This is a genomic window from Enterobacter cloacae complex sp. 372C4, from assembly GCF_050030615.1.
GTDB classification, from domain to species: Bacteria; Pseudomonadota; Gammaproteobacteria; order Enterobacterales; family Enterobacteriaceae; genus Enterobacter; species Enterobacter intestinihominis.
Genome location: NZ_JBLGUQ010000001.1, coordinates 2,342,433 through 2,359,199, shown reverse-complemented (window position 1 = coordinate 2,359,199; position 16,767 = coordinate 2,342,433). Strand labels below are relative to the sequence as shown.

The 16,767-nt window shown below is 57.1% G+C and carries 15 protein-coding genes; 7 read left to right on the top strand and 8 right to left on the bottom strand.

Going from position 1 to position 16,767, the window contains the following annotated elements; translation table 11 throughout:
• Positions 1–6 precede the first annotated feature (6 nt).
• Positions 7–765, top strand: a complete 759-nt coding sequence (phnP, locus tag ACQG11_RS11320; RefSeq protein ID WP_023305273.1) for a phosphonate metabolism protein PhnP — start codon at positions 7–9, stop codon at positions 763–765.
• A gap of 55 nt (positions 766–820) precedes the next feature.
• On the opposite strand, the gene yjdP is transcribed toward phnP, so the two are convergent.
• The 7 genes from yjdP to ACQG11_RS11285 all read right to left on the bottom strand — a co-directional run bounded on the left by yjdP (position 821) and on the right by ACQG11_RS11285 (position 9,622).
• Entirely contained in the window at positions 821–1,144 is a 324-nt protein-coding gene (yjdP, locus tag ACQG11_RS11315) for a DDRRRQL repeat protein YjdP (RefSeq protein WP_017382647.1), read from the bottom strand.
• A gap of 95 nt (positions 1,145–1,239) precedes the next feature.
• Positions 1,240–3,024 carry a DUF2235 domain-containing protein gene (locus ACQG11_RS11310; protein WP_058677493.1) on the bottom strand — a complete coding sequence of 595 codons (1,785 nt, stop codon included), beginning with the start codon at positions 3,022–3,024 and terminating at the stop codon, positions 1,240–1,242.
• 3 nt (positions 3,025–3,027) lie between these two features.
• Positions 3,028–3,546 (bottom strand): DUF3304 domain-containing protein, encoded by a 519-nt coding sequence (locus ACQG11_RS11305; RefSeq protein WP_058677492.1) that lies wholly within the window; start codon positions 3,544–3,546, stop codon positions 3,028–3,030.
• A complete protein-coding gene (locus tag ACQG11_RS11300; protein ID WP_426728370.1) occupies positions 3,546–4,058 on the bottom strand; it encodes a DUF3304 domain-containing protein in 513 nt (170 codons plus the stop codon). Before ACQG11_RS11300 ends, ACQG11_RS11305 begins: the two co-directional genes overlap by 1 nt.
• A 9-nt stretch (positions 4,059–4,067) precedes the next feature.
• A complete protein-coding gene (locus ACQG11_RS11295) occupies positions 4,068–4,895 on the bottom strand; it encodes a DUF4123 domain-containing protein (protein WP_058677490.1) in 828 nt (275 codons plus the stop codon).
• A gap of 3 nt (positions 4,896–4,898) precedes the next feature.
• The gene (locus ACQG11_RS11290) at positions 4,899–7,238 is read right to left on the bottom strand and encodes a type VI secretion system tip protein VgrG (protein ID WP_337258446.1); all 2,340 of its coding nucleotides are present in this window, start codon (positions 7,236–7,238) and stop codon (positions 4,899–4,901) included.
• 104 nt (positions 7,239–7,342) lie between these two features.
• Positions 7,343–9,622 carry an ATP-binding protein gene (locus ACQG11_RS11285; RefSeq protein WP_426728369.1) on the bottom strand — a complete coding sequence of 760 codons (2,280 nt, stop codon included), beginning with the start codon at positions 9,620–9,622 and terminating at the stop codon, positions 7,343–7,345.
• A gap of 181 nt (positions 9,623–9,803) precedes the next feature.
• Between ACQG11_RS11285 and ACQG11_RS11280 the strand changes: the two genes are divergently transcribed.
• The 6 genes from ACQG11_RS11280 (at position 9,804) to ACQG11_RS11255 (ending at position 15,970) form a co-directional block, all read left to right on the top strand.
• On the top strand, positions 9,804–11,318 hold the full coding sequence (locus tag ACQG11_RS11280) for a sugar ABC transporter ATP-binding protein (RefSeq protein ID WP_023299107.1): 1,515 nt from the start codon (positions 9,804–9,806) through the stop codon (positions 11,316–11,318).
• Between the two features lie 2 nt (positions 11,319–11,320).
• Positions 11,321–12,316: an ABC transporter permease subunit gene (locus ACQG11_RS11275; RefSeq protein WP_108368011.1), complete on the top strand. Its 996-nt coding sequence runs from the start codon at positions 11,321–11,323 to the stop codon at positions 12,314–12,316.
• Between the two features lie 28 nt (positions 12,317–12,344).
• The gene (locus ACQG11_RS11270) at positions 12,345–13,286 is read left to right on the top strand and encodes an ABC transporter substrate-binding protein (RefSeq protein WP_003860240.1); all 942 of its coding nucleotides are present in this window, start codon (positions 12,345–12,347) and stop codon (positions 13,284–13,286) included.
• A 107-nt stretch (positions 13,287–13,393) separates the two neighbouring features.
• Positions 13,394–14,080: a D-lyxose/D-mannose family sugar isomerase gene (locus tag ACQG11_RS11265; RefSeq protein ID WP_126490756.1), complete on the top strand. Its 687-nt coding sequence runs from the start codon at positions 13,394–13,396 to the stop codon at positions 14,078–14,080.
• 10 nt (positions 14,081–14,090) lie between these two features.
• The gene (locus ACQG11_RS11260) at positions 14,091–14,951 is read left to right on the top strand and encodes a ketose 1,6-bisphosphate aldolase (RefSeq protein ID WP_426728889.1); all 861 of its coding nucleotides are present in this window, start codon (positions 14,091–14,093) and stop codon (positions 14,949–14,951) included.
• On the top strand, positions 14,951–15,970 hold the full coding sequence (locus tag ACQG11_RS11255) for a carbohydrate kinase family protein (protein ID WP_023299104.1): 1,020 nt from the start codon (positions 14,951–14,953) through the stop codon (positions 15,968–15,970). Before ACQG11_RS11260 ends, ACQG11_RS11255 begins: the two co-directional genes overlap by 1 nt.
• Here the strand turns inward: ACQG11_RS11255 and ACQG11_RS11250 are convergent.
• Positions 15,952–16,683, bottom strand: a complete 732-nt coding sequence (locus tag ACQG11_RS11250) for a response regulator (RefSeq protein WP_022646769.1) — start codon at positions 16,681–16,683, stop codon at positions 15,952–15,954. The two genes, ACQG11_RS11255 and ACQG11_RS11250, sit on opposite strands and share 19 nt — an antisense overlap.
• Positions 16,684–16,767: the final 84 nt, after the last annotated feature.

Genomic DNA, 16,767 nt, shown 5'->3' with positions numbered 1-16,767 from the left:
TGCGTTATGAGTCTGACGATCACGCTAACAGGAACGGGAGGGGCGCAGCTGGTGCCGGTGTTTGGCTGCGACTGCGCGGCGTGCCGACGGGCGCGTTTACAGGAAAATTATCGCCGTCGCCCCTGCAGCGCGGCGGTGAAATTCAACGATGCGGTCACCTTGCTGGACGCGGGTATTCCACACCTGATGGACGACTGGCCCGCAGGGAGTTTCAGGCAGTTTTTGCTTACCCATTATCATATGGATCACGTTCAGGGGCTGTTTCCTCTGCGCTGGGGCGTGGGGGCGACCATTCCGGTTTACGGTCCGCCGGACGACGCAGGCTGTGACGACCTGTTCAAACATCCGGGCCTTCTGGATTTCAGCCACACGGTGGAGCCGTTTGTGACGTTTGAACTTCAGGGCTTGCGGGTCACGCCGCTGCCGCTCAACCATTCAAAACTCACGTTTGGCTATCTGCTGGAGTCTGCCCACAGCCGCGTGGCGTGGCTTTCTGATACCGCCGGGCTACCGGATAAAACGGTGACATTTCTGCTAAATAATCAGCCGCAGGCGATGATTATCGACTGTAGCCATGAACCGCGCCAGGAGACGCCGCGCAACCACTGTGATTTGAATACGGTGATTGCGCTGAACGAGGTGATTGGCTGTCCGCAGGTGATCCTGACGCATATCAGTCATCAGTTTGACGTCTGGATGATGGATAACCCGCTGCCGTCCGGCATTGAAGCGGGGTATGACGGGATGGTACTGGTGCTGGATTAGGTTTTGCCGGGTGGCGGCTGCGCCTTACCCGGCCTACGCGTTGCGATACCGGGGTTTACCACCGATCGTAATCATCCTCTAACCGGCGCTCATCCTCCTCTAACCGACGCCGGTCGTCATCCAGCTGCCGCTGACGCTCGTCTAAGCGCTGGCGTCGGTCTTCTAACTGCCGGCGACGATCGTCGTACTGGCGGCTGTCGGTTTGACGGCTGCGATCGTAACGATCGTCGTCATCGTCATTACGGCTGCTGCCGGGGTTATAGGCGTCGTTGATCGCCTGCTGAATATTGCCAATAGCATCATCAATCACATCGGCATGCGCCAGTTGGCTGGTTAAAGTCAGCAGACCCAATAACAGAGCGGTAGAGTAACGTTTCATAAGGCCAGACTCGCAGGTGAACTGGCCTTAAGGTAATGACTGGCTACTGGCTGGTGTAGCGGAGGAATCTCAAATTCTGTTGTTAACAGTACTCATCAGGCCTCAGGCATCTCCATTGAGCGGATCACAAAAAAGTCCTGCGAAATACCTGCGCCTTTGTCTACCGTTTGCAGGTCGTGTACAAACCATGCGTACATTTCTGACGGTGCCGTATCTATGGGAAACGGCTGGGGTTTACCGAGGTTCGCCGCATGGAAATAGTCCAGAAATCGCTTCGCACGCCACAGCGCGGGTCCATACACGTTCGGAACGATATCCCGGCGTCTGTCCATAGGGTTCTGTTCCATACTGTTTCGCATTCTTATAGCCGCATTCTTTACGTCATCAAGCCATCCCCAGTTTTGCTGTAGTACAGCAAGTTCATTCGCGTACTGCCCGGCGGTCTCTTTCGCCTCCTGCGTAATGCCTGCAAACCCTGCCGATGCGCCAGCAGAGGCCAGCGTCTCGCCGCGCTGTTTTTCATATTTCATACATTCCGTGCGGTACTGATAATACTGACGCCCCAGCCAGTCGATAAAGCTGTCCAGATGCCGGTTCTGGCATGCGGTGCTTAATGAGGAAAAGGGCAGTGCACTCCGGTACGCTTCTGCCCACTGAAGGACGGACTGGTTTTTAACGTTGTCCTGGACGATGAAATAAGCAGCCACATCCGTATCTGTTTTATCGAGCGACTGAAAATCAGGGAAAGGTACGCCCGCCATGGTTGCCTCACGGTACATCCTGTGGAGCGCCACGCGGCAGAGTTCCGCGCTGGGCTTCTGTTCGTCAGGTTTCAGGCCCCCGCCGATATCCTCCGCGCAACCGGGATAGAGCTCTTCCTTGTGCGCCGGGTTATTGCCGGTGCGGTACAGGGAGCGCCAGACACGGGTTTCATGGGCGGCAACCAGATGCAGGCTTTTCTTCACCACCTCTGGCAGGGGGGTGTCCTGGTCGATGGACTTGTCCCCCAGCAACACGCTAATCCCTTTTATCGGCCCGCCAAACGCAGAGATAAAGTAATCCACGCCGTTGTTGTTGCTGGCCGATGTGCGCCTTGAGCAGTCAAACAGGCCGGTAAAGACGATATCGACGGGTATACCCTGGTAGGTGTATTTATCCCCCTCTTTCTTACAGATATCTTTCAGCAGGTTGTCGAGGAATTTACGAGCCAGGGTAGCACCGAGGTCAAAACCGAAAAGGGAGACAGAAATGAGTTTAATGGGCACCGGGCTTTTTTTAACGGCTTCCTTGTATCCCTCTTCAAACGATATTTTGGTCGATGCAATACGGGTATCAGCACCCGTTACCAGCATATCTGCGACAACGGGGTTATCACGAAGCCAGGGGGTTGCTTCGATACTGACTTTTTTAGCCGCTTTCCTTGCCGTATCGGAGGCCAGTTTTTTCCATTCTGTAGGGTTAATAAGTTTCTTTCCCTGATTTTTTAAAATCTCGTACCAGTTGTTGCCTTTTATGGAATCCCAGGCCGCTTCTTTAGCCATTTCACCGGGCTGTTCTTTTAAATTATCCTTTATACTGCCCAGACCGCTGTCCATGACGGTGTGAAGCTTTTCAACGACGGTTTCATTAAAAGGAGTGCCCAGGCCTGAGATGTAAAAAGCATTATAAGTAATACTTGGTATGTTTTCTCTTTCATCAGGAAATGCCCGGAACAATCTGGCAATATTGCTGAGACGATGTTCCGGGGCATCCTGTTCGATATTGCGATGAATCCCGTCAAAAAAGAATCCCAAATGCCATATCCGTGAACAGTTCCCTAAACCAGCATCTTCCGCCTGCTGGGCCCGGTTTGCCGCGGCAATAAGGCTTTCAATATCCATATGTTATTTTCCTTTTTTTAATTCTGTAGTTTGATATTTAATATCGTGGGAGTCAGGATGATTGAATCCGGTGCTCCACCATAACCGGACATTATCTTCAGGCAGGAAATAAACATGGAGATAGTTTTCACCCCACTGGCGTTTTGGCAAAGGTAGTGTTAACTTGCGGGTCTCTCTACGTAGCCCTGCATCGTATTGGGCTCTTGTGGTACTGAGCGTCCAGACCACTTCAGCCTTATCCCCGCTGATGCTGCCGCAGCAGGTGGCCTTTCCCCCGCCATAAGCAAATGCATTTGCCCCCGCTACGCCATTTACGCTAAACCCCAGAACAGGCCTGTCAATTTCACTGTGAATAATCAGCGTCACCGGCCCCGACGGCGGTCCCCAGACCGCAGCCCACACCGACCAGCCAAAATAAATCACTAGTGGCAGTATCAGTGCACCCCAGAGCCATTTGCCCCAGCGGGCATAACCTCGATTCACGACGCTGTCTATTTTTTGATATTTACCGAACCATCCCATTATTCTGTTTCCCTGTCATTATCATTCTCCTGATGCGTTTCATAAGGCGACCATGCGTTATCACTCCATCCCAAAAGGACTTTATCGCCCGGGAGGAAATGAACGTGTAAATCATTTTCGCCTTGCTTTCGTACTGGCATAGGCATTTTGATGCGACGAGTTTCGAGACGCATACCTTTAAGATACTGAGCATGGGTTATATCAAGCGTCCAGATTACTTCAGCTATGTCACCTTCAATAGTCCCGCAGCAGGTGGTTCCGCCCCCGCCATGCGCAAAGGCATTCGCACCCGCCACACCGTTTACGCTAAACCCTAAAACAGGTCTGTCTAGTTCATTGTGAATAATCAGCGTCACCGGCCCCGACGGCGGTCCCCAGACCGCAGCCCACACCGACCAGCCAAAATAAATTACCACCGGCAGTAACAGTGCACCCCAGAGCCATTTTCCCCAGCGGGCATAACCCCGGGTAACTGCACTGTCTATTCTTTTATACGCACTGAAAAATCCCATGGTTTATTTTCATCCCTGATGTTGAATGTTATTTTTTAAGACTTGCTCCAGCGAGACTTTTCCCTGAGCCACATCTTCTAATGCAGATTGTATAACTCCAGACTCCACGAGCTTTTTACCACCAGTAAGATAAAAAAGGGCATACAGTTTTTGTTCTGTGCCCGCTTTCATTTTCGCTTCGCAGGCTTTGCTCAGTGCTTTTTTGACCATATCGCGTTGTGCGCAAGGAGAAAAATGCTTGCTGGAGGGCAACTTTTGCCATGCGGTTAACACACTAGTCACAACCGGTTCATCCGCGATATATAGCCATTCTTCTTTATTCAGTCGTATGGTGCTGTCTCTCGCATTTATTACCCGTGAAGGGGGAATATCTACTGGATGCAATCCATTTTCTCCAGATGTCCACCAATGTGAAACCCCTCTGAATAACATACTGTGCCATTCCCGATCGTTACAGCTCGTCAGCAGATTCATGGCATCACGGGTATAAAAACGCACTAAAGCCGCTGATCCATCAGGCGAAATAATTGTGCATGCCGCGGAAAGCTGAACGGCTAAAGCGCATCCTGAACGTGAAGAGGCGATAACAGCCACTAAACCTGGCATAGAATAAATATAACGCTGTAGCGCCTCCTTATTTTCTAAAGCAAATAACCAGGGGCCATAGTTTCTGAATTCTGCAAGTTGCGGATGGAGATAAAGTGAATACAGAGAGGACGCATGTTCGTTATAAAAAGCCTGAAAAGCGTCCGATGTTTGCGCACCGCCTTCCAGCAACAGAAAGAGATGGGTGTGAGTTGATTCAGGTAGCATATGCATCATTTTTGTGACATCCATTGACTACGCTCCCTGCACGATAGTGTCGTTGGCTTTAATGGCATTGAGGAGACACTCAATACATATCTTGCCATTAAGTGGTGGATACTGACCCGGGAGAAGCGGTATGGATAGCGGCATTGTGGCTGGGGTTGCCGCCATTGTCCGTTTAACCTTCCGTATATACATCGCCGTCGTGCCGTACTCAATTCTCCCCGCCTCCAGCCGCAGGTAGCTCCCGCCCCCGATGAGCGTGATGCGCTTCTTGCCCGCAAACGTGATGTCACTCGCGGACGACAGGGTGAGCTTCTTCTCCGCGAACAGCTGCATTCTCCCGTTCTGCGCCTGCATCTCCACCGGGCCTTCACTGGCTTTCAGGCTCAGCTGGCCCGTTCTGGCAAACAGTCCCAGCTTTTCCCCAGCCAGCGCCGTCATGTTGCCCATGACACCGGCACTGATATCCCCTCCGGCGTTAACAGCGACGTTTTTTGTGGCCGTTATCTGCATATGCTCCCCGCTGGTGAATACCATTCCTTCCGGCGCGGAGAGCAGCAGGGTTTCATTCAGCGGCTTCAGGCGCTTTTCAAACATCCATATCTGGCTGTCAATGTCGGCCTTCAGCGCCTGCGCCTGCTCCGCCGCCTTCTCCAGTTGCCGGAGCTGCTGCAGGCAGACGTCAATTTCTTTCAGGGCGGTCTCCATATCCAGCACCTCACCCGCAGCCTTCTGCTGCCCGTCCGCGGTGATAAACAGCCCTTTTGCGACGCGAATTACGCCGTACTCATCGGTTCTGAGTTCAAACCCCTTGCCACGGGGCTGCTCCTGCGCGTCCACCAGATGCCCGCTGTTCAGCTGCGTTTTGCCGTATTCCGTGGCGAGCTTGACATGCTCCTCCCCGCGCTTATCCTCCATCCGCAGCTTGTTATTGGCGGGCGTGCGCAGCACGTTGCGGGTATGGTTGTCCCTGTTCACGGTGTCAGGATGTTCCGAGTCGTGCAGCGCATACGCGATGTACGGCAGGTCAATATCACCGTTGCTGTACGCAACCGCCACTTCGGTCCCGTCGGTCAGTGGCGTATGCCAGCCATACGTCTCGCCGGCATACGGTTTCGCCATCCGCAGCCACAGGTATGCGAATCCCTGTTCAGCATCGTCCCGGTCAAAGTCCAGCCTGACGCGGTAGCGGCCCTGGTCGTCCAGGTGGGCGTAGATATCGTTCTTTTCCCGGCTCTCAATCCGCGCCGGAAGCGTGCCGTGAATTTCCGGGCGCGAAACTTCCGTCGGGCGGAAACAGTAATGCTCGGTGTAGGGCATGCCCCATACCGACACGTGCAGGCGGGAATCCCGCGCTCCCCGGAAGGTCACAAGCGTGAGGACAACACCCTCTTTCAGGGCCGTAATGACATCGCCCTGCGGCTCCAGCACCTGCCCGGGCGTGAGGTGGGCAGCATTGCTGAACAGGTGGATGCGGGCTGATTTATTCAGTTCCCGCTCGTGGTGGATGCGGGCATAAAAGGCGCCGGATTCGGTTTCCGGCTCCGGGCTGGTGTCGTCACCTGCGTCACGGTAAGGCGCTGCGTAGCGGTAATACTCCCCGGTGGTGACCGCATCGTTACGTACACTGACCGTCGCATCCATCGGCGTGGAGGCAGTCCGGTAGTTGTAATCCCGCGTGGCGACAGAGCCGGTGGCAACCCTGTGCCAGGTCCGCACATCCCAGACCGATTCTGCTGCGCCCTCAAACAGGCCTGATGGCTCGCGGTACGGCAGGCGCACGTCAAACCGGTAGTTAAGCTGGCTGTCGGCAAAAATGTACGTATCCAGACCGCGCACGTCGTCCATCTCCGTACGCCAGTAAATGCCCACCTCGGACAGAATACGCCGGATAAACTCAAGGTCCGTTTCCCGCCACTGGGTGATAATTTCACGCGGCGGGTAGGTGCGCGCCAGCCTGAATTCAAAATCAGGTCCCTCCAGTCCGTGCTTGCGCAGCACCTGCTCCACCACTTCCGGAACGGACTGGTTCTGAAACACGGCGCACTGCCGGGTGTATCCCAGGAGCGCCAGACGGGAACTGAGCGTAAGCCGGTAGTGAGACTGGTCTTTTGATGTGGACAGCCATTCCAGGCGGGTGACGATGCCGTGGACATTTTTGCCGCTTCGCATCCGGAAGGTGGCATATTTCATCAGCACCTGTTCCGGAGGAATGCTCGCCTGTGGGGTGGTGAACTCGATGTCCCACCGGAACGGCTCGCTCAGGGCTTCCCTGCCACGAAAACGCAAAACATCCGGCTTCACTGGACTGTCAAAAATATCCAGAAAGTAACGGGTCTGTCCGTCAAAAAGCGCCAGCCAGTTATCCATAACAAAAACCTGATAATAAATAGGGTTAAATCAGGATAGTTACATGCCGAGACGGGACTGTAAATGACTGAAACAGGAGTTAAATTCTGAAAATGAAGGGCAAATCAAATTACCATCACCTTGCGCAGCGCCTGCGCCAGCTGTGCGCGGGTGAACGGTTTTCGCAGTAACGGAACGTCCGGCAGCTGCGGGTTATGCGCCGGGCGCAAATCCTGCCCGCTGATCAGCAGAACCGGCAACTGCGGATAGTGGCTGCGTACATGGCCGATCACCTCCGCACCGCTCAGGCCGCCCGGCAACATCAGGTCGCTGATAAACATGCCGATATCCGGTGATGCGTCCAGCATGTTCAACGCCTGCTCGCCGTTTTCGGCTTCAAGTGTCAGGTAGCCAAGCTGGTGCAGTTGCTCGCACAGGGTCTGCCGCACGCCCGCCTCATCTTCCAGGACCAGCACAAGCAGCTCACTTTCTGCCGGGGCCGTGGTCGCCAGCACGACATCATCGGAGAACGCGGGCAGCGTCGAGCGCGGCAGCTGGAGCCGCACGGTGGTTCCCTGCCCCGGCGCGCTTTCGATCTCAACGCGACCACCCGACTGGCGCACAAAGCCGTACACCATCGACAGCCCTAACCCGCTGCCGCTGCCGGTCTGTTTGGTGGTGAAGAACGGTTCAAAGACCTGCGATTTCACCTCCTGCAACATCCCGCAGCCGTGGTCAATCACCTCCAGCGCGACCATATCCTGCCTGCGCCCGTCGCTGCGGGTCACACGCTGGTTCCAGGTGCGGATTTTGATCACACCGTATTGCCCCTCCATTGCATCACGGGCGTTCATCACCAGGTTGATAATGGCGTTTTCCAGCTGGCTGACGTCAATCCATGCGGGCCACGCCGGGGTTTGCGCTTCAATATCCAGCGTCAGCGTGGCGGGAAGCGAGTGCCGCATCAGCTCGCTCAGGTTCTCCAGCAGCGGCTTCATCTCTACCGCATGTGGATGCAGGGATTGCTTGCGCGAGAAGGCCAGCAGACGCTGGGTGAGCATGGCTCCGCGTTCCGCGGCTTTAAGCGCACGGGTGATGCGCGGCGCGTCCGGTGATGCCGAATCGGTCAGCTCCAGACTGCCGATAATCACCGCCAGCAGGTTATTAAAATCATGCGCCAGGCCACCCGTCAGTTGCCCGACCGCCTTCATTTTCTGGCTGTGCAGCAGCGCCTCCTCCAGCCCCTGACGTTCGATGCGGTCAACCTCCATCTGTGAGGTCTTCTCCTTCAGCAGCCGCGTGGTGTGCTCCAGCGAAGCGGTATTGCGGGCGAAAACGTTAAACGCGCGCGCCAGTTCCCCCAGCTCATCACGCCGCTGTAGCGCGGGCACCGACACATCCTGCTCCCCGTGAGCGAGACGCGACATCGCCCTTGAGATAGCCGTCAGGTTGGAGCCCAGATTGCGGTAAATATACCAGCAGGCACAGCCGGTGATGATCAGCGCCAGCACCGCGAAGATGCTGATAAACACGCTGATGGATTGCAGCTCGTGATGGCTCTGGGCCGTGCGAAGCCGGGAAGCCTGCGCCACCTGTTCAACGTACTGATTAATGTCGCTGTTTAATATCGCCACCAGCGCCTTGATGTGGAACATGTACCAGCTGATGGACAGATCGCTCTCCTCCAGCTGCGTCGACAGTGGTGCGAGCTTGCGCAGCTCATCATTAAAATCCGGGAGCACCAGGTTGGCCACCGGTTGCAGGGCGCTCGCGGGTAACCCCGCGGTTACTGCATCCAGCTGCTGCACCGTGGCGCGCGGTGAAGGGGTATCAATGGCGGCAACGATCAGCCTGTCCATCTCTGCAAGCTGTCGGGCGTCTGGCACATTGCTCGCGTAACGGCGGTTGATATCCTGCAAATGACGCAGGTAGCTTTGGCTTTGATAGAGCGAGCTGAGCAGCGCGTTACGCTCCAGATGCCGCTTTTGCCCGCGCTCCAGCATTCCCGTCACGCTCTGCTGTAATTCATTACTCCTGCGAATAATTCGCGCCACCAGCGCCGGCTCCTGCTGCGCCAGCGGCGCATCGGCAAGTTGATCCAGCGAGTGGCGCAGCGCCATCTGCGTCTGTTTCAGCCGCTCGGCTTCGCCTTTGTACTCCAGCGCACCGACCACCTGCGACAGCCGCACCGCCGCCGTTGCCACATTTGCGGTATCACGGGCGAGGTTCATGCTGCCGGTCATGTCATCCAGCGTTTGCTGTTGGACCTGCTCCTGGATCTGGCTGGCGTGACGAAAGCCGAGCACCGCCACACCGCTGACCATCAGCGTGACGGCGACCACCAGCAGATTAAAAATCAGCAGGCGTCCGCGGGCGCTGGTGAAGAACGGGGGGCGTGAAGACATGGGTTTGGGCTCCTCTGCGGATTGGTGCCTTCACCCTGGCCCTCTCCCACAGGGAGAGGGAAAAGGAAAATGTGATGGCGATTAGCTATTCATAACTATGACAAATATGAACAGCTTCTGACATTTTGCATTTACGCGCCTGTGATGAAGTGCAGATATCGACATTCACAGGAGATCCGCCATGAGCAGAACCCCGGTTTTAGAGATGCGCCACATTGCCAAAACCTTTGGCAATTTCCACGCGCTCAAGGGCGTGGATTTGACGGTTTTCCCCGGTGAGATCCACGCGCTGATGGGGGAAAACGGCGCCGGAAAAAGCACGCTGATGAAGATCCTCGCAGGAGCCTATACCGCCAGCAGCGGCGACATCCTCATCGACGGCAAGCCATTTCACATCAAAGGTCCGAAGGATGCGCTGGCCGCAGGCATTACCCTGATTTATCAGGAGATGCAGCTTGCTCCTAACCTGACCGTGGCAGAAAACATTTTTCTCGGCAGCGAGCTGTCGCGCGGCGGGCTGGTCCAGCGCAAAGAGATGGCTGCCCAGGCGCAGGCGGTCATTGACCGCCTCGGTGCGCAGTTCAGCGCCACCGACCTGGTCATGAAGCTGACGATCGCCGAGCAGCAGCAGGTGGAGATCGCCCGCGCCCTGCACCGCAACAGCCGCATTCTGGTGATGGACGAACCTACCGCCGCCCTCTCCTCACGCGAAACCCACCGTCTGTTCGAACTGATTTTGCGCCTGCGCGATGAAGGCATGGCGATTATTTACATCAGCCACCGGATGGCGGAAGTGTATGAACTCTCGGACCGCGTCAGCGTGCTGCGCGACGGGCAATACGTCGGCAGCCTGACGCGCGACAGGCTCAACGCCTCCGAGCTGGTGCGCATGATGGTGGGCCGTCCGCTCAGCGATCTGTTTAACAAAGAGCGCGATATTCCCCTCGGCAGCCCGCGTCTTAACGTCCACCACCTCACCGACGGCAAAAAAGTGCAGCCCTGTAGTTTGCAGGTGCGCTCCGGTGAAATCGTCGGACTGGCGGGTCTGGTCGGGGCCGGGCGTTCCGAGCTGGCGCAGCTGATCTTCGGCGTGCGCAAAGCCACCGGCGGCATGATTGAGGTGGACGGCGAACCGGTGGTGATCCACTCCCCGCGCGCGGCCATTGAGAACGGCATCGGTTTTCTTACCGAGAACCGCAAGGAGCAAGGTCTGTTTCTGGAGCTGGCGGCGCAGGAGAACATCACTATGGCGACGCTGGAGCGCGACGCCACCTTCGGCTGGCTGAACCGCAAAAAAGCGCAGTCGATTTCCGATGACGCCATCGCCCTGCTCAATATCCGCGTGCCCCATTCACAGGTGCGCGCGGGCGGGCTCTCCGGCGGCAACCAGCAAAAACTGCTGATCTCCCGCTGGGTGGCGATAGGCCCGCGCATTCTGATTCTGGACGAGCCCACGCGCGGCGTGGACGTCGGCGCAAAAAGCGAGATCTACCGCATCATGAACCAGATGGCGCGCAAAGGCGTTGCGATACTGATGATCTCCAGCGAGCTGCCGGAAGTAGTAGGGATGAGCGACCGGGTGTACGTGATGCGGGAAGGCAGCATTGCGGGTGAACTGCACGGGCGCGACATCTCTCAGGAAAACATCATGACGCTGGCAACCGGCGTGAACGACACACATCATCAGGCGGTGTAATTATGGCAACTCCAACCCATCCGCAGCAGGTGGCGAAATCCGCCTCTGCCAAAAAAATGCTGATGAGCGATCTGATGCAAACGATCGGCATTTTGCCGATTTTAATCCTGATTGTGGCGGTATTTGGCTTTATCGCTCCGAACTTTTTCACCGAGAGTAATCTGCTCAACATTACCCGGCAGGCGTCGATCAACATTGTGCTGGCGGCCGGGATGACCTTCATCATCCTGACCGGCGGGATTGACCTCTCCGTGGGCTCGATTCTGGGCACCACGGCAGTGGCGGCGATGGTGGTCTCGCTTATCCCTGAATTTGCGATGCTCTCCATTCCGGCGGCGCTGATGCTCGGTATGGTGCTGGGGCTGTTCAACGGTGCGCTGGTGGCCTTCGCCGGACTTCCGCCGTTTATCGTTACGCTCGGCACCTATACGGCGCTGCGCGGCGCGGCCTATCTGCTGGCGGACGGCACGACGGTTATTAACTCCAACATTAACTTCGAGTGGATCGGCAATAACTACCTCGGCCCGATTCCGTGGCTGGTGGTGATCGCCCTGGCGGTGATTGTGGTGTGCTGGTTCATCCTGCGCCGCACCACCCTCGGCGTTCACATCTATGCGGTTGGTGGCAACATGCAGGCGGCACGCTTAACCGGCATTAAGGTCTGGCTGGTGCTGCTGTTTGTCTACGGCATGAGTGGCCTGCTCTCGGGCTTAGGCGGCGTGATGAGTGCTTCACGTCTCTACAGCGCCAACGGCAACCTCGGTACGGGGTACGAGCTGGATGCGATTGCGGCGGTGATCCTCGGCGGCACCAGCTTCGTCGGCGGGATCGGCACGATCACCGGCACCCTGGTGGGCGCGCTGATCATCGCCACCCTCAACAACGGCATGACGCTGATGGGCGTCTCCTATTTCTGGCAGCTGGTGATCAAAGGGGCGGTGATCATCATAGCGGTGCTGATCGACAAATACCGTACCCGACACCATCAAAGTGCATAACAACAATACCCTACGTGAGGAATACAGCATGAGATTGAAGCCCTTAGTGACCGCGCTCTGTGCTGGCGCGCTGCTGGCCGCAACCCCGTTTGCGCAGGCAAAAGATCTGAAATCCATCGGCGTGACGGTGGGTGACCTGGCTAACCCGTTCTTCGTGCAGATCACCAAAGGTGCCGAGCTGGAAGCGCGCAAGCTGGCGGGGGACAACGTCAAGGTGACGCTGGTCTCCAGCGGGTACGATCTGGGCCAGCAGGTGTCGCAGATCGATAACTTCATTGCGGCGAAAGTAGACATGATCATCCTCAATGCCGCGGATTCCAAAGGGATCGGCCCCGCGGTAAAACGCGCTAAAGAGGCGGGGATCGTGGTCGTGGCGGTGGACGTGGCGGCGGAAGGGGCCGATGCGACCATCACCTCCGATAACACTCAGGCGGGAGAAATGGCCTGTAAGTACATTACCGACCGCCTGAAAGGTAAAGGCAACGTGGTGATCATCAACGGACCGCCGGTTTCTGCGGTACAAAACCGCGTGGAGGGCTGCCAGACCGAGTTCAGGCGCCACCCGGATATCAAAGTGCTCTCGGATAATCAGAACGCCAAAGGCAGCCGCGAAGGCGGCCTGGAGGTCATGACCTCCCTGCTGGCGGCCAATCCGAAGATCGACGGCGTATTCGCGATTAACGATCCGACCGCGATCGGCGCCGATCTGGCGGCTAAACAGGCGCAACGCAATGAATTCTTTATCGTTGGCGTGGATGGCAGCCCGGATGGTGAAGAAGCCCTGAAGCGCGAAAACTCGCTGTTTGTTGCTACCCCGGCGCAGGATCCGCAGGTGATGGCGGCGAAGGCGGTGGAGATTGGCTATGACATTCTTCAGGGCAAACCTGCGCCGAAAGAGCCCGTGCTGATCCCGGTGACGATGATCGATAAAAAGAACGTCGGCACGTATAAGGGGTGGACGGTTAAGTAAGCCCCTCACCCCGGCCCTCTTCCCAAAGGGGAGAGGGTGTTCAAGTTCCCTCTCCCCTTTGGGGAGAGGGTTAGGGTGAGGGGGCGGCAAAAACGCAAGGAGTCCCCATGAAACGCTCCGACATCAATGAAATCCTCGGCCACACGCGGCAGTTCTTCTCCATGCACGACGTGCATCTCCCGCCTTTTGCCAGCTTTCCGCCGACAAAATGGCAGCAGCTTGACCAGGCAGCATGGCAGGAGGTGTTTGACCTCAGGCTCGGCTGGGACGTGACGGCATTTGGTGGCAACAACTTCGCTGCACAGGGGTTAACGCTTTACACCCTGCGCAACGGCTCCCCCAACGGCGTGCCCTATGAAAAGTGCTATGCCGAAAAAATCATGCACGTCCGCGACGGCCAGGTGACGCCGATGCATTTTCACTGGCGCAAGCGGGAGGACATTATTAACCGCGGCGGCGGGAATCTGATTATTGAGTTATGGAATGCGGGCGCGCATGAAGAGACCGAAAACACCGACGTGACCGTCACGATAGACGGCTGTCGGCAGACGCACGCGCCCGGCAGCCAGCTGCGCCTCACGCCTGGGGAGAGCATCTGCCTGACGCCCGGCCTGTACCACAGTTTCTGGGGTGAACGCGGCTTTGGTGACGTGCTGGTGGGCGAAGTGTCGTCGGTCAATGACGATGAACACGACAACCACTTTTTACAGCCCATTGACCGCTACAACACCATTGAAGAAGACGAACCGGCGGTGCTGGTGCTGTGCAACGAGTACACCCTCTTTCGGATATAAGGAGTGAATGATGCCATTGATTTCTCTTGCCGACGGTCTGGCCCACGCCAGGGAACACCGCTACGCCCTGGGCGCGTTCAACGTGCTCGACTCCCATTTCCTGCGCGCGCTGTTTGCCGCCGCGAAGCAGGAACGCTCGCCGTTTATCATCAACATCGCCGAAGTGCATTTTAAGTACGTGTCTCTGGAGTCGCTGGTGGAAGCGGTGAAATTCGAAGCTGCCCGCCACGATATTCCCGTGGTGCTGAACCTCGACCACGGCCTGCATTTTGAGGCGGTGGTGCGCGCCCTGCGTTTAGGGTTCAGCTCGGTGATGTTCGACGGCTCCACGCTGAGCTATGAGGAAAATATCCGCCAGACCCGGGAAGTGGTGAAGATGTGCCACGCGGTGGGCGTCTCGGTAGAGGCGGAGCTGGGCGCGGTAGGCGGGGATGAAGGTGGCGCGCTGTACGGTCATGCGGATGAAACCTTCTTTACCGACCCGCAACTGGCGCGCGAATTTGTTGATTCAACCGGCATCGATGCGCTGGCGGTTGCCATTGGCAACGCGCACGGCAAATACAAGGGCGAGCCGAAGCTTGATTTTCCGCGTCTGGACGCCATTCGCCAGCAGACGGGCCTGCCGCTGGTTTTACACGGTGGCTCTGGCATAAGCGACACTGATTTCCGCCGCGCCAATGAACTCGGTATTCATAAAATCAATTTCTATACCGGCATGTCGCAGGCCGCACTTGCCGCCGTTGAGCAACGCATGGCGAACCGCCAACCGCTTTACGATGAGTTTGCCGAGCTGCTGCTGGGCATTGAAGAGGCCATTACCGATACGGTTGCGGAACAGATGCGCATCTTCGGCAGTGCGGGGCAGGCCTAATGGAACGCAAAGGGATCGTCGCCGCAGGCAATATGCTGGTGGATCACGTCCACCAGATCGTACAGTGGCCGGAGCGCGGCTGGCTGGCAGAAATCACCCACAGCGAACGCTCAACCGGCGGTGCGCCGCTCAACGTTCTGCTGACGCTGGCAAAAATGCACGTCGGCCTGCCGTTACAGGCGGTGGGGCTGATTGGGGAAGACAGCGACGGAGACTATATTCTGGCGATGCTCGACCAGTATCACGTCAATCGCCAGCGCGTGCAGCGCACGACGTTCTCCCCAACGTCGATGTCGCAGGTGATGACCGACCCCAGCGGACAGCGCACCTTTTTCCACTCGCCGGGCGCCAACCGCCTGCTGGATCTTCCCGCCTTCGATCGTTTAGACGGATCGCTGAAGATCTTCCATCTCGGCTATCTGCTGCTGCTCGACAGCCTGGATATGCCGGACGAGGAATTTGGCACCCGCAGCGCGCGGTTACTGGCACAGATGCACGATCAGGGGTATGAAACCTCGCTCGATCTGGTGTCCCGCAAGGGCGACCCGCGCTATCAGCCGCTGGTGCTCCCTGCCCTGCGCCATCTTGATTATCTGGTGATTAACGAGCTGGAAGCCGGTGAGTTTAGCGGGCTTGAGATCCGCGACGGCCATGATGCGCTGAACATGGCCCATATCGCCGACGCTGCCGCACAGCTGCTGGCGGCAGGCGTGCGACAGCGGGTGGTGATCCACTGTCCGGAAGGGGCATGGGGTGAAGCGCCGGGTGAAAAAGGGCAATGGGTTCCGTCGTGGAAGCTGACGCAGGACGAGATTATCGGCAGCGTCGGCGCGGGCGACGCGTTTTGCGCGGGCTTTTTATACGGCTGCCATGAATCCCTGCCGCTGACGGAGAGTATTTATCTGGCGCACGCCTGCGCGCGGGCCAGCCTGCTGGCGGCTAATGCAATTGACGGCGCGAAAACGCTGGCCGAGCTTCAGACGTTTATTCAGGAGAACGGTCAGGCGGCTTTCTCATGATGGGAAACGTCCGTGGCAAAAACATAGCCCAGACCGCGAATGGTTTTGATCAGCAGAGGCTGGTGCGGATTAACCTCAATTTTTCGCCGTAACCGCATGATCAACACGTCGATAGTGCGGTCAAAGACCTCGGCGCTTTCGCTGTGGGTCAGTTCAAGCAGTTGTTCACGGCTCAGTACCCGGCGGGCGTTTTGCGTTAATGCCAGCAGCAGGCCATATTCGCCCTGGGTTAACGGCACGGTATTACGCTGCGGATCGCTCAGCTCGCAGCGGGTGGTGTCCAGCGTCCAGCCGTTAAAGGCAATACCTTCAACGCGCGGCGCGGCAGGCTCCGCGGCCAGCGCACCGGTACGACGCAGCACCGCCTTAACGCGGGCGACCACCACGCGCGGATTGAACGGTTTTCCGATGTAATCATCAGCGCCCATTTCCAGCCCAACGACCACATCTGATTCACTTCCCAGCCCCGTCAGCATCACCACCGGTAGCGACGGTCGCCGCTTTTGCATCTGCAGCAAAACCTGTAATCCGTTGATATCCGGCAGCATCATGTCCAGCAGAACCAGCGCAATGCCGGAGTCCTGCTGGACACGGTTCACCGCTTCCTGACCGGTGTGACACGTCAGCACGGTAAAGACGTGCTCGCTGAGCACATCCTGTAGCAGTTCGCAGACTGCGACATCATCATCAACCACCAGAATCGCCGGTTTCATCGCATGCTTCCGTCAGGGAATTATGTTAAGTCTGAACCATTCTGCCGCCGGCTCCAGCCGAATTGTTTTTTACGTGACGGAAAT

Coding starts and splice junctions, on each gene's coding strand:
- ACQG11_RS11295 (WP_058677490.1), bottom strand. CDS start 4,895: ATGGATGTCACAAAAATGATGCATATGCTACCTGAATCAACTCACACC.
- ACQG11_RS11260 (WP_426728889.1), top strand. CDS start 14,091: ATGCCATTGATTTCTCTTGCCGACGGTCTGGCCCACGCCAGGGAACAC.
- ACQG11_RS11285 (WP_426728369.1), bottom strand. CDS start 9,622: ATGTCTTCACGCCCCCCGTTCTTCACCAGCGCCCGCGGACGCCTGCTG.
- ACQG11_RS11290 (WP_337258446.1), bottom strand. CDS start 7,238: ATGGATAACTGGCTGGCGCTTTTTGACGGACAGACCCGTTACTTTCTG.
- ACQG11_RS11300 (WP_426728370.1), bottom strand. CDS start 4,058: ATGGGATTTTTCAGTGCGTATAAAAGAATAGACAGTGCAGTTACCCGG.
- ACQG11_RS11270 (WP_003860240.1), top strand. CDS start 12,345: ATGAGATTGAAGCCCTTAGTGACCGCGCTCTGTGCTGGCGCGCTGCTG.
- ACQG11_RS11255 (WP_023299104.1), top strand. CDS start 14,951: ATGGAACGCAAAGGGATCGTCGCCGCAGGCAATATGCTGGTGGATCAC.
- ACQG11_RS11310 (WP_058677493.1), bottom strand. CDS start 3,024: ATGGATATTGAAAGCCTTATTGCCGCGGCAAACCGGGCCCAGCAGGCG.
- ACQG11_RS11265 (WP_126490756.1), top strand. CDS start 13,394: ATGAAACGCTCCGACATCAATGAAATCCTCGGCCACACGCGGCAGTTC.
- ACQG11_RS11305 (WP_058677492.1), bottom strand. CDS start 3,546: ATGGGATGGTTCGGTAAATATCAAAAAATAGACAGCGTCGTGAATCGA.
- ACQG11_RS11280 (WP_023299107.1), top strand. CDS start 9,804: ATGAGCAGAACCCCGGTTTTAGAGATGCGCCACATTGCCAAAACCTTT.
- phnP (WP_023305273.1), top strand. CDS start 7: ATGAGTCTGACGATCACGCTAACAGGAACGGGAGGGGCGCAGCTGGTG.
- ACQG11_RS11275 (WP_108368011.1), top strand. CDS start 11,321: ATGGCAACTCCAACCCATCCGCAGCAGGTGGCGAAATCCGCCTCTGCC.
- yjdP (WP_017382647.1), bottom strand. CDS start 1,144: ATGAAACGTTACTCTACCGCTCTGTTATTGGGTCTGCTGACTTTAACC.
- ACQG11_RS11250 (WP_022646769.1), bottom strand. CDS start 16,683: ATGAAACCGGCGATTCTGGTGGTTGATGATGATGTCGCAGTCTGCGAA.